The sequence below is a fragment of the Serratia sp. SM04 genome, from assembly GCF_040280225.1.
Classification (GTDB): Bacteria; Pseudomonadota; Gammaproteobacteria; order Enterobacterales; family Enterobacteriaceae; genus Serratia; species Serratia sarumanii.
Map to the genome: position 1 here is coordinate 33600 of NZ_JBEOQT010000003.1, position 12519 is coordinate 46118.

At 63.2% G+C, this 12519-nt stretch carries 11 protein-coding genes; 6 read left to right on the top strand and 5 right to left on the bottom strand.

Annotated features, from left to right (window positions below; genetic code table 11):
* Position 1: 1 nt before the first annotated feature.
* Both ABTW55_RS05780 and ABTW55_RS05785 read right to left on the bottom strand, forming a co-directional pair.
* The gene (locus ABTW55_RS05780) at positions 2-958 is read right to left on the bottom strand and encodes a DUF523 and DUF1722 domain-containing protein (RefSeq protein ID WP_049213575.1); all 957 of its coding nucleotides are present in this window, start codon (positions 956-958) and stop codon (positions 2-4) included.
* Between the two features lie 141 nt (positions 959-1099).
* Positions 1100-1309 (bottom strand): YbfA family protein, encoded by a 210-nt coding sequence (locus tag ABTW55_RS05785; RefSeq protein ID WP_004939916.1) that lies wholly within the window; start codon positions 1307-1309, stop codon positions 1100-1102.
* A gap of 440 nt (positions 1310-1749) precedes the next feature.
* Here ABTW55_RS05785 and ABTW55_RS05790 point away from each other — a divergent pair, with 440 nt between their 5' ends.
* The 6 genes from ABTW55_RS05790 (at position 1750) to kdpE (ending at position 9687) form a co-directional block, all read left to right on the top strand.
* Positions 1750-1839 carry a K(+)-transporting ATPase subunit F gene (locus ABTW55_RS05790; RefSeq protein ID WP_016928742.1) on the top strand — a complete coding sequence of 30 codons (90 nt, stop codon included), beginning with the start codon at positions 1750-1752 and terminating at the stop codon, positions 1837-1839.
* On the top strand, positions 1839-3527 hold the full coding sequence (gene kdpA / locus ABTW55_RS05795; RefSeq protein ID WP_060420293.1) for a potassium-transporting ATPase subunit KdpA: 1689 nt from the start codon (positions 1839-1841) through the stop codon (positions 3525-3527). Before ABTW55_RS05790 ends, kdpA begins: the two co-directional genes overlap by 1 nt.
* A 26-nt stretch (positions 3528-3553) precedes the next feature.
* A complete protein-coding gene (gene kdpB / locus ABTW55_RS05800; RefSeq protein ID WP_033637460.1) occupies positions 3554-5623 on the top strand; it encodes a potassium-transporting ATPase subunit KdpB in 2070 nt (689 codons plus the stop codon).
* Between the two features lie 18 nt (positions 5624-5641).
* A complete protein-coding gene (gene kdpC / locus ABTW55_RS05805; protein ID WP_060422269.1) occupies positions 5642-6211 on the top strand; it encodes a potassium-transporting ATPase subunit KdpC in 570 nt (189 codons plus the stop codon).
* Between the two features lie 73 nt (positions 6212-6284).
* Positions 6285-8981, top strand: a complete 2697-nt coding sequence (gene kdpD / locus ABTW55_RS05810) for a two-component system sensor histidine kinase KdpD (RefSeq protein WP_060420295.1) — start codon at positions 6285-6287, stop codon at positions 8979-8981.
* A 16-nt stretch (positions 8982-8997) separates the two neighbouring features.
* Complete coding sequence (kdpE, locus tag ABTW55_RS05815) at positions 8998-9687, top strand: two-component system response regulator KdpE (protein WP_033637458.1); 690 nt, start codon at positions 8998-9000, stop codon at positions 9685-9687.
* Between the two features lie 27 nt (positions 9688-9714).
* Here kdpE and ABTW55_RS05820 read toward each other — a convergent pair whose 3' ends face one another.
* The 3 genes from ABTW55_RS05820 to pgm form a co-directional block, all read right to left on the bottom strand.
* Positions 9715-10014, bottom strand: coding sequence for a DUF3861 domain-containing protein (locus ABTW55_RS05820; RefSeq protein WP_033655173.1), 300 nt, complete (start codon positions 10012-10014; stop codon positions 9715-9717).
* Positions 10014-10655: a PadR family transcriptional regulator gene (locus tag ABTW55_RS05825; RefSeq protein WP_060420297.1), complete on the bottom strand. Its 642-nt coding sequence runs from the start codon at positions 10653-10655 to the stop codon at positions 10014-10016. The genes ABTW55_RS05820 and ABTW55_RS05825 overlap by 1 nt, the downstream gene beginning before the upstream one ends.
* Positions 10656-10846: 191 nt before the next feature.
* Complete coding sequence (pgm, locus tag ABTW55_RS05830; RefSeq protein WP_033638690.1) at positions 10847-12490, bottom strand: phosphoglucomutase (alpha-D-glucose-1,6-bisphosphate-dependent); 1644 nt, start codon at positions 12488-12490, stop codon at positions 10847-10849.
* Positions 12491-12519 lie beyond the last annotated feature (29 nt).

Consider the following 12519-nt stretch of genomic DNA (forward strand, 5'->3'; position numbering starts at 1 on the left):
ATCAATGGCCGTAACGCAAACGCAGCGCCTCCGGATAAGGTTCGAAATAGCGTTGTTCCGCCAGATAGCGATCGGGGTATTCCGCCATGTAATGCTTGAGCAGCGCGATCGGCGCCAACAGCGGCTGCATGCCCTGCCGGTAGCGGTCGATAAGGTGCGCCAGCTCCTGGCGCTGCGCCGTACTGAGCTGACGGCGGAAGTAGCCCTGCACGTGCATCAACACGTTGGTGTGGTTGCGCCGCGTTGCCTTGTGCGCCAACAGCGCCATCAGGCGGCTGCGATATTCCACGGCGAAGGCCTCCAGCGAATCCCAGCGGTGAATATCGGCGACGAAGCGCCCCAATTCGCGATACGCCGGCTGCGAATGCGCCAGCAGCGACAGCTTGTAGCGGCTGTGAAACGCGATCAGCCCGCCGCGGGTCAGCCCCTGGCGCCACAGCATGTTCAACTCGTACAGCGCGTACACCCGCTCGATAAAGTTTTCCCGCAGTGCCGCATCCTGCAATCGTCCGTCTTCTTCCACCGGCAGCCACGGCATCTGGCGCAGCAGTTCCGCGGTAAACAGCCCGACGCCGTTTTTACGTGAGTCCTTGCCGTTTTCGCTGTAGACCCGCACCCGCTCCAGGCCGCAGCTCGGTGACTTGGCGCAGACGATATAGCCGCACAGATGCTGCAAGGCCGCCACGCGCTGCGCGGAGAAGCCGCGCATCTCCTCGGTCAGATCCACGCCGGCGTCGTTGCTGTAGCGCATCGCCGGCCACGGCTGCGCCTGCTTCACCAGGCGCAGCGCCGGGCGTGGTGTAGGCAGGCCGATCGCCATTTCCGGGCAAATGGGCTCAAAGCGCACATAGGGCGCCAACTGTTCCACCGCAAAGGCCAGCCGTTTGTGGCCGCCGTCGAAACGCACCGCGTCGCCCAGTAAACAGGCGCTGATGCCGATAGGGATCTTGTCGCTCATACCGCTCTCCCGTGTTGTTGACCGATGAGGAAAGTGTAGAAGAATGGCTTGCCGAATACGACCTTGCGCTTGATAGGGCCGACTATAGGCATAAAAAAACCCTCGCCGCAGGGCGAGGGTTTTTCGTGAATCGGCAGTGGCTCAGTAGAAATCGCAGGACGCCAGTTCCGCCTGCTGCAGCCAGACCGGCTTATCGCTGGTTTTTGACCAGACGCGGTGCAGGTAGCTGTAAAAACGCCCGCGATCGCTGCGGAACAGCATCACCGGCAGGGCCAAAATGCCCGCGATAACCACTGCGCTGCGGCGCAGGAGAATCCGATGCAGTGAATAAGCGTGATAGGTCGTAGACATGCGAACCTCCTAAAAACGCCTGCCGTTGATTTGTCAGGGAAAACGGCGTCGGCGTATCAAATGAACAATCGGTAATTTGGTAACTGGACAAAATTTTAGCGCACTTGATGAAAGTTTACTACTCATCCGACCACTAAATCGCACAAAAAATCGCTAATCTCCGCCGCGATTCGTAATTTTGTTACAGAAAGGTTAATTTTTAACTTACCATGAGTTACATTGTGGTTATTATTCGGTTCGTCATTTCCTGCTTACGCCCGTTCTCATTCCCCCATCAAGCCCCCTTTCGCCACCGGCCTGATGATTGAAATGCTAAATTTTCGCCGAAATTTCAGCCATTTTTATACTTTTTTTACACCCGCCCGCGCGATTTTTTCATCTTCTTTCTACCCCTCTCCCTACACTGCCTCTATCAAAAACAACACCTCTGGAGGTGTCCCGTGAGTTTCAGCGTTATTGGTGGTGCGCTGTTGGTTCTGCTGCTGTTGGCCTATCTGGTCTACGCCCTGTTTAACGCGGAGGATTTCTGATGGCGGCTTCAGCCTTTTTACTGATCGCCAGCTTCCTGCTGGTGCTTCTGCTGCTGGCCCGGCCGCTGGGCGGCTTTATGGCGCGCCTGATCGAAGGTGAGCCGCTGCCTGCGCTGCGCGGGGTAGAAGCCGGCGTCTGGCGCGCCTGCGGCATCCGCGCCACCGAGATGAACTGGTGGCAGTACGTGCTGGCGATCCTGGCGTTCAACCTGCTCGGCCTGGCGCTGCTGTTTTCCCTGCTGATGACGCAGGGCTCGCTGCCGCTCAACCCGCAAGGCTTCCCGGGCCTCTCCTGGGATCTGGCGCTCAACACCGCCGTCAGCTTCGTCACCAACACCAACTGGCAAGCCTACAGCGGCGAAAGCGCCCTCAGCTATTTAAGCCAGATGGCCGGGCTGGCGGTGCAGAACTTCGTCTCCGCCGCCACCGGTATCGCCGTGGCCTTTGCGCTGATCCGCGCCTTTACCCGCCGCGCCGGCAAGACCGTCGGCAACGCCTGGGCCGATCTGTTCCGCATCACGCTGTATGTGCTGCTGCCGATCGCGCTGCTGATCGCCCTGTTCTTCGTCAGCCAGGGCACGCTGCAAAACTTCCTGCCTTACCTGCACGTCACCACGCTCGAAGGCGCGCAGCAGACGCTGCCGATGGGGCCGGTGGCCTCGCAGGAAGCGATCAAGATGCTCGGCACCAACGGCGGCGGCTTCTTCGGCGCCAACTCGGCGCACCCGTTCGAGAACTCAACCGTGCTGACCAACTTCGTGCAGATGCTGGCCATCTTCCTGATCCCCTGCGCGCTGTGCTTCTCCTTCGGCCAGTTGGCCGGTGAAAACCGCCAGGGCCATGCGCTGATCTGGGCGATGGCGCTGATCTTCGTGGCGGCGGTGGTGGCGGTGATGGTCGCCGAGCTGGCGGGCAACCCGCACCTGAGCGCGCTGGGCGCCGACAGCAACATCAATATGGAAGGCAAAGAGTCGCGCTTCGGCATTCTCGCCACCAGCCTGTTCTCGGTAGTCACCACCGCCGCGTCCTGCGGGGCGGTCAACGCCATGCACGACTCCTTCACCGCGCTGGGCGGCATGGTGCCGATGTGGCTGATGCAGATCGGCGAAGTGGTGTTCGGCGGCGTCGGCTCCGGCCTGTACGGCATGCTGCTGTTCGTGCTGCTGACGGTGTTTATCGCCGGTCTGATGATCGGCCGCACCCCGGAATATCTGGGCAAGAAGATCGACGTTTACGACATGAAAATGACCGCGCTGGCGATCCTGGTCACGCCGACGCTGGTGTTGCTGGGCAGCGCGCTGGCCATCGGCACCGACGCGGGCCGCGCCGGCATCCTCAACCCGGGCGCCCACGGCTTCAGCGAAGTGCTGTACGCCCTGTCCTCCGCCGCCAACAACAACGGCAGCGCCTTCGCCGGGTTGAGCGTCAATACGCCGTTCTACAACCTGCTGCTGGCCTTCGCCATGTTCGTCGGCCGCTTCGGGGTGATCCTGCCGGTGCTGGCGATCGCCGGCTCGCTGAGCGCCAAGCAGCGCCAGCCGGCGGGCAACGGCACCCTGCCGACCTATGGGCCGCTGTTTATCGGCCTGCTGATCGGCACCGTGCTGCTGGTGGGCGCGCTGACCTTCGTGCCGGCGCTGGCGCTGGGCCCGGTGGCCGAGCATTTGCAGCTTTGGTTGGCAAACTAATCGACGTCACAGAGAGAGAATAAGAGATGACTCGCAAACAACGCGCGCTGTTTGAACCGGCTCTGGTGCGCACCGCGCTGATCGATGCGGTGAAAAAACTGGACCCTCGCGTTCAATGGCGCAACCCGGTGATGTTCGTGGTGTATATCGGCAGCATTCTGACCACCGCCATCTGGCTGGCGATCCTCACCGGCCAAACCGACGGCGCCGCCGCCTTCACCGGCAGCGTCGCCCTGTGGCTGTGGTTCACCGTGCTGTTCGCCAACTTCGCCGAGGCGCTGGCCGAAGGGCGCAGCAAGGCCCAGGCGGAAAGCCTGAAGGGCACCAAGAAAACCAGCTGGGCGAAAAAGCTGGCCGGCCCGCGCCGCGACGGCGCCACGGAGAAAGTGGCCGCCGAGAGCCTGCGCAAAGGCGATATCGTGCTGGTGGAAGCCGGCGATACCATCCCGTGCGACGGCGAAGTGCTGGAAGGCGGCGCCTCGGTGGATGAAAGCGCCATCACCGGCGAATCCGCGCCGGTGATCCGCGAGTCCGGCGGCGACTTCTCCTCGGTCACCGGCGGCACCCGCGTGCTGTCCGACTGGCTGGTGGTGCAGTGCAGCGTCAACCCGGGGGAAACCTTCCTCGATCGCATGATCGCCATGGTGGAAGGCGCCAAACGCCGCAAAACGCCGAACGAGATCGCACTGACCATCCTGCTGGTGGCGCTGACCATCGTGTTCGTCCTGGCCACCGCCACGCTGTTCCCGTTCTCGCAATACAGCGTGGAAGCGGCCGGCAGCGGCAGCGTGGTCACCATCACCGTGCTGGTCGCGCTGCTGGTCTGCCTGATCCCCACCACTATCGGCGGCCTGCTGTCCGCCATCGGCGTGGCCGGGATGAGCCGCATGCTCGGCGCCAACGTGATCGCCACCAGCGGCCGCGCGGTGGAAGCCGCCGGCGACGTGGACGTGCTGCTGCTGGATAAAACCGGCACCATCACGCTGGGCAATCGCCAGGCTTCGGAGTTCCTGCCGGCGCCGGGCGTGAAAGAGCAAGAGCTGGCGGACGCCGCGCAGCTGGCCTCGCTGGCGGACGAAACGCCGGAAGGCCGCAGCATCGTGGTGCTGGCCAAACAGCGCTTCAACCTGCGCGAACGCGATCTGCAGGCGCTGAACGCCACCTTCGTGCCCTTCTCCGCCCAGACCCGCATGAGCGGCGTCAACGTGCAGGAGCGCATGATCCGCAAAGGCGCGGTGGACGCCATTCGCCGCCACGTCGAAACCAATCAGGGCCACTTCCCGCGGGCGGTGGACGATCTGGTGGAAAGCGTGGCGCGCACCGGCGGCACGCCGCTGGTGGTGGCGGAAGGCGCCCGGGTGCTGGGCGTGGTGGCGCTGAAGGATATCGTCAAGGGCGGCATCAAGGAACGCTTCAATGAGCTGCGCAAGATGGGCATCAAAACGGTGATGATCACCGGCGATAACCCGCTGACCGCGGCGGCGATCGCCGCCGAAGCCGGGGTGGACGATTTCCTGTCGGAAGCCACGCCGGAAGCCAAGCTGGCGCTGATCCGCCAGTATCAGGGAGAAGGCCGTTTGGTGGCGATGACCGGCGACGGCACCAACGACGCCCCGGCGCTGGCGCAGGCCGATGTGGCGGTGGCGATGAACTCCGGCACCCAGGCTGCCAAAGAGGCGGGCAACATGGTCGATCTGGATTCCAACCCGACCAAGCTGATCGAAGTGGTGCACATCGGCAAACAGATGCTGATGACGCGCGGCTCGCTGACCACCTTCAGCATCGCCAACGACGTGGCCAAATACTTCGCCATCATTCCGGCGGCGTTCGCGGCCACCTACCCGCAGCTGAACGCGCTGAACGTGATGCACCTGCACTCCCCCGCCTCCGCCATCATGTCGGCGGTGATCTTCAACGCCCTGGTGATCGTGTTCCTGATCCCGTTGGCGCTGAAAGGGGTGAGCTATAAACCGATGAGCGCCGCGGCCCTGCTGCGCCGCAACCTGTGGCTGTACGGGGTCGGCGGTCTGCTGGTGCCGTTCGTCGGCATCAAATTGATCGACCTGATCCTGGTCGCGCTGCACGTCGCCGGTTAACCATTGAGGGAAATGAACATGACTTATTTACGACCTGCGCTGGTGATGCTGATTTTGCTGACGCTGATCACCGGCATCGCCTATCCGCTGCTGACCACCGGGCTGGCGCAGCTGCTGTTTCCGGCCGCGGCCAACGGCTCGCTGCTGTACCAAGGCGACAAGGCGGTCGGCTCCGCGCTGATCGGCCAGAACTTTACGCGCGCCGACTATTTCTGGGGCCGCCCGTCGGCCACCGGCGATTCGGCCTATAATCCACAGGCCTCCGCCGGCAGCAACCTGGCGGCCACCAACCCGGCGCTGGATAAGGCTATCGCCGAACGCGCAGCGCAGCTGCGCCAGGCCAACCCGGCAATGAGCGGCCCGATCCCGGTCGATCTGCTGACCGCCTCCGGCAGCGGGTTGGATCCGCAGATCTCGATCGCCGCCGCGCAATATCAGCTGGCGCGGGTCGCGGCGGCGCGTCATCTGCCGCCGGAACAGGTCGCCAAACTGATCGACGACAATACCGATCGGGCCACGCCCAACTTCATGGGGGAATCGGTGGTCAACGTGCTGGAGCTGAACCTGGCGCTGGATGCGTTGAAGTAACGCGCCGTATTCAGCATAGTGATAGGGTTCGGCATGCCGAACCCCTTTTTGCTTGGTAACACAAGGAATTGTCATGGTCGAAGAAGAGCAGCAGCGCCCCGATCCCGATAGCCTGCTGGCGCTGGCCAATGAAAAACCGCGCGGCCGGTTGAAGGTATTCTTCGGCGCCTGCGCCGGCGTGGGCAAAACCTACGCCATGCTGCAGGAGGCCCAGCGTTTGCGCGCTCAGGGGCTGGACGTGCTGGTCGGCGTGGTGGAAACCCACGGCCGCAGCGAGACCGCCGCCCTGCTCGACGGCCTGTCGCTGCTGCCGCAAAAACGCATCCAGCATCGCGGCCGGCTGGTGCATGAATTCGATCTCGACGCTGCGCTGGCGCGCCACCCGGCGCTGGTGCTGATGGACGAACTGGCGCACAGCAACGCCCAGGGTTCGCGCCACCCCAAACGCTGGCAGGATGTGGAAGAGCTTCTGGACGCCGGCATCGACGTGCTGACTACCGTCAACGTGCAGCATCTGGAAAGCCTGAACGACGTCGTGGGCGGCGTGACCGGCGTGCGGGTGCGCGAAACGGTGCCCGACCACGTGTTTGACGAAGCCGCCGAAGTGGTGCTGGTCGATCTGCCGCCGGACGATCTGCGCCGGCGGCTGCACGAAGGCAAAGTGTATATTCCCGGTCAGGCCGAGCGCGCCATCGAGCACTTCTTTCGCAAAGGCAACCTGATCGCCCTGCGTGAGCTGGCGCTGCGCCGCACCGCCGATCGGGTCGATGATCAGATGCGCGAGTTTCGCGATACCCAGGGGCGCGAGAAAGTGTGGCATACCCGCGACAGCATTCTGCTGTGCGTCGGCCACAACAGCGGCAACGAAAAGCTGGTGCGCATCGCCGCCCGACTGGCGGCGCGGCTTGGCTGCCACTGGCATGCGGTCTATGTGGAAACCCCCAAGCTGCACCGGCTGCCGGAAAACCAGCGCCGCGCCATTCTGCGCGCGCTGCGGCTGGCGCAGGAGCTGGGGGCAGAAACCGCCACCTTGGCCGATCCGTCCGAAGAGCGCGCGGTGCTGCGCTACGCCCGCGAGCATAACCTCGGCAAAATCATCATCGGCCGCCGCAGCGAACAGCGCTGGAAGCTGCGCGGCAGCTTCGCCGATCGCCTCGGCCGGCTGGGCCCGGATCTCGATCTGGTGATCGTGGCGCTGGAAAACGACGCCGCGCAGCCGCCGCCGGGCAAGGAGCACGACGGCCGCAGCTTCAATGAGAAATGGCGCATGCAGCTGCGCGGCTGCGCGGTGGCGGTGGCGCTGTGCGCGCTGATCACCCTGCTCTCGCAGTGGCTGCTGCCGGGCTTCGATCAGGCCAACCTGGTGATGATCTATCTGCTCGGCGTGGCGATCGTCGCGCTGTTCTTCGGCCGCTGGCCGTCGGTGCTGGCGGCGGTGATCAACGTCGCCAGCTTCGATCTGTTCTTCGTCCAGCCCGAATGGTCGTTCGCCGTCAGCGATATGCAGTATCTACTGACCTTCGGCGTGATGCTCGCCGTCGGCATCATCATCGGCAACCTGACCGCCGGGGTGCGTTATCAGGCCCGGGTGGCGCGCTACCGCGAGCAGCGGGCGCGTCACCTGTACGAAATGTCGCGCGGGCTGAGCCGCGCGCTGACCGTGGCCGACATCGCCAACACCAGCCGTCACTTCCTCTCCAGCAGTTTCCAGGCGAAAACCGTGCTGCTGCTGCCGCAGGAAAACGGCCGCCTGCAACAGATGGTCGGCGAGGAAGGCGGGCTGCTGTCGGTAGATGAAGCCATCGCGCGCTGGAGCTTCGACAAAGGCCTGCCGGCCGGCGCCGGCACCGACACCCTGCCCGGTGTGCCTTACCAGCTGCTGCCGCTCAATACCCCCAAGCAGACCTTCGGCCTGCTGGCGATCGAGCCCAACAACCTGCGCCAGCTGATGGTGCCGGAACAGCAGCGGCTGCTGCAGACCTTCACGGTGCTGATCGCCAGCGCACTGGAGCGGCTGCACCTGGCGCGCAGCGCCGAAGAAGCCAAGCTGGACGCCGAGCGCGAACAGCTGCGCAACTCGCTGCTGGCGGCGCTGTCGCACGATCTGCGCACGCCGCTGACCGTGCTGTTCGGCCAGGCGGAAATCCTCACGCTGGATCTGGCGGCCGAAGGCTCCAATCACGCCACCCAGGCCAGCCAGATCCGCCAGCAGGTGCTGAGCACCACCCGGCTGGTGAATAACCTGCTGGATATGGCGCGCATCCAGTCCGGCGGTTTCAGCCTGCGGAAAGAGTGGCAGTCGCTGGAAGAGATCGTCGGCGCCTCGCTGCACATGCTGGAGCCGCTGCTCAGCCAGCATCCGATCGTGGTCGAGCTGCCGCCGGAACAGATCCTGGTCAACTGCGACGGCAGCCTGCTGGAACGGGTGTTCACCAACCTGTTGGAAAACGCCAATAAATACGCCGGCGCCGAGGCCACCATCGGCATTCGCGCCCGCACGCTGCCCGAGTGGCTGGAAGTCGAGGTCTGGGATAACGGCCCCGGCATCCCCGCCGATCAGCTGCAGCTGATTTTCGACAAGTTTTCACGCGGCAATAAAGAGTCGGCGATCCCCGGCGTCGGCTTGGGGTTAGCGATTTGCCGTGCCATTATTGAAGTGCATGATGGCCGCATCTGGGCGGAAAACGGCGCCAACGGCGGCGCCAGCTTCCGCTTCGTGCTGCCGCTGGAAAAACCGCCCGAGATCGACGGCGACGCCTTCGATCTGTAATCAACGCAGGGGAAACGTGAGCATAACGCCAACCAACATTCTGATTGTTGAAGATGAAAAAGAGATCCGCCGCTTCGTACGCACCGCGCTGGAGAGCGAAGGCCTGCGGGTGTTTGAAAGTGAAACGCTGCAGCGCGGACTGATTGAAGCCGGCACGCGCAAACCGGATCTGATCATCCTTGATTTGGGGTTGCCGGATGGCGACGGGCTGAGCTACATCCGCGATCTGCGGCAGTGGAGCGCCATTCCGGTGATCGTGCTGTCGGCGCGCAACGCCGAGGAGGACAAGATAGCCGCGCTGGACGCCGGCGCCGACGACTACCTCAGCAAACCGTTCGGCATCGGCGAGCTGCTGGCGCGGGTGCGGGTCGCGCTGCGCCGCCACTCCGCCAGCCAGCAGGAAAGCCCGCTGGTGAGTTTTTCAGCGATCACCGTCGATCTGGTGAATCGCCGGGTGCTGCGCAACGACGAAGACCTGCACCTGACGCCGATCGAGTTTCGCCTGCTGGCGGAACTGCTGGCCAACGCCGGCAAGGTGATCACCCAACGTCAGCTGTTGAGCCACGTCTGGGGGCCGAACTACGTGGAGCACAGCCACTACCTGCGCATCTACATGGGCCATCTGCGGCAGAAGCTGGAAGCCGATCCGGCCCGGCCCAAACACCTGCTGACCGAAACCGGCGTCGGCTACCGCTTCATGCCTTAACCCCGGCGGGCGCGGTGTGCCGCGCCTTTACGCCGCCGGGCCTTTCTTCAATCCGACCATAAATTCCTTAAACGCATCGCGCAGCGGAGCGAACACCGGGTGTTTGCGGTTTTCGATCATCACTTCGGAGAACAGCTTCAATCCCACGGCGAAGGCCGCGCTCTGCTCGGGGCCGAAGTTCAGATCGTCACGCGCCCGGATACGCTCGACGATCTCGAGAATATCGTCGTGGTTGGTCACTTCAAAACTCAGCGGCGCTTTCTCGACGGGATTGCCCTGGCGATCGCTCAGGGCTTCAACGGTAATAGTAAAACGGTGGCCGGGCATCAGTTCTTCTCCTGCTGCGTGGGTTGAATATGCATTTCGCTTTCGATCGCCGCCACGGCGGTCAGCAACGCGGCGTTGATGCGCTCCACCTGCTGCGGCGTAAGATCGGCGCGCATCACGTTGCCGCGCAGCAGGCTGCGCAGGCGGTTCATGGCGTCGTAGATGCCTTCCGCCAGGTTGCCGTGCCGATGATGCTCGCGGCCGGCGCCCGCCAGGCGCGCCAGAATGACGTCAACCGCCTGTTGATGCTTTTGCAGCTCGCCCTCGCCCGCGGCGGTGATGCGGTAGCTTTTGCGGCCGTTGCCGGTGGTGAGCGGCTCAAGGAAATCCTGCTCTTCCAGCAGCGTCAGCGTGGGGTAAATCACCCCCGGGCTCGGCACATACAGGCCGGAAGAGGCTTCCTCGATCGCCTTGATCAGCTCATAGCCGTGGCTGGGCTTGCGCGCCACCAGCGCCAGCAACACCAGGCGCAGATCGCCGTGTTCGAACAGACGATGACGCCCGCCCCGGCCGCCGCGCCCACCCCGGCCGTGCTCTTCGCCGTCGCCGCCGAAATGATGGCGCCCGCCGCGATGACGGCGGCCCTCTTCACATTCATGATGGTGATGGTGATGCCGGTGTAAACCTAATCGATGAAACATAGGGTGATACCTCGCTTTAACAGTGAACATCAATACGAGGTTGTTTAGATATATCTAAACAGCGTCGATAACGCTAATCTAGATCGATATATCTAAATGCGCAAGCGCGCACCGATAAAAAGATATATCTAAATTTCAGGCATAAAAAAAGCGCTGTAAAAACAGCGCTTTTTATCAATCAGGGAAAGTGATTACTTGGCGGAAGCCAGCACTTCGCTGACGATTTCGACCGCTTCATGCTCAATCTTCTCGCGGTGTTCCGCGCCGAGGAAGCTCTCGCAATAGATCTTGTAAGCCTCTTCGGTACCGGAAGGACGGGCCGCGAACCAGCCGTTGTCGGTCATCACTTTCAGCCCGCCGATCGAGGCGCCGTTACCCGGTGCCGCGGTCAAACGTGCGGTGATCGGATCCCCGCCCAGCGTACTGGCCTTGACCATCTCCGGCGACAGCTTGGACAGCGCCGCTTTCTGCGCATGGGTTGCCGGCGCCTGGATGCGGTTATAGCTCGGCGCACCGAAACGCTTGGCCAGATCGTCATAGTGATGCTGCGGATTCTCACCGGTTACCGCGGTGATTTCAGCCGCCAGCAGGCACATGATGATGCCGTCTTTGTCCGTCGACCACGGCTGGCCGTTGAAGCGCAGGAACGAAGCCCCGGCGCTCTCTTCGCCGCCGAAGCCCAGGCTGCCGTCGAACAGGCCGTCCACAAACCATTTGAAACCGACCGGCACTTCCACCAGCTTGCGGCCCAGGTCGGCCACCACGCGGTCGATCATCGCGCTGGACACCAGCGTTTTACCGACTGCGACATCGGCGCCCCACTGCGGGCGATGTTGGAACAGGTAGTTGATGGCTACCGCCAGATAGTGGTTCGGGTTCATCAGGCCTTTCGGCGTGACAATGCCGTGGCGGTCGTAATCCGGATCGTTGGCGAACGCCAGATCGAATTTGTCGCGCAGCGCCAGCAGGCCGGCCATCGCCGACTCGGACGAGCAGTCCATGCGGATGATGCCGTCGTGATCCAGGTGCATAAAGCGGAAGGTCTGATCGATGGAATCGTTCACCAGCGTCAGATCCAGCTTGTAGTGTTCCGCCACGCGCTGCCAATAGGCGATGCCGGAGCCGCCGAGCGGATCCACTCCCAGCTTCAGGCCGGCGCGTTGAATGGCCGGCATGTCGACCACCTCAACCAGGCCTTCGACATAAGGCTGCACCAGGTCTTTGGCGTGCAGGTGGCCACTGTTCCAGGCCTTGTCCAGCGACTGGCGCTGAACGCCTTTCAGCTGCTGCGCCAGCAGTTCGTTGGCGCGCTTCTCGATCACCGACGTCAGGTTGGTGTCAGCCGGGCCGCCGTTCGGCGGATTGTATTTGATGCCGCCGTCTTCCGGCGGGTTGTGGGACGGCGTAATGACGATGCCGTCGGCCTGCGCGCCGCCGCGGCGGTTGTGGCACAGAATGGCGTGCGATACCGCCGGCGTTGGCGTGAAACCGTTATTTTCCTGCACGATCACATCGACGCCGTTGGCGGTCAGCACTTCCAGCACGGAAATGAAGGCCGGCTCAGACAGCGCATGGGTGTCTTTGCCCACGTAGCACGGGCCGGTGGTGCCCTGCTGATGACGAACTTCGGCGATCGCCTGAGCGATGGCGAGGATGTGCGCTTCGTTGAAGCTGTGGCGCTGCGCGCTGCCGCGGTGGCCGGAGGTGCCAAACTTCACCGCGTGTGCGGCATTGCCGGCTTCAGGTTGCAGCACATAGTACTGCGACGTCAGCTGGGCTACGTTGATCAGATCGCTTTGGCGGGCGGGCTGCCCGGCACGTGGATTATTCGCCATCGACATATCTCCCTCATCCCTGTCGGTGA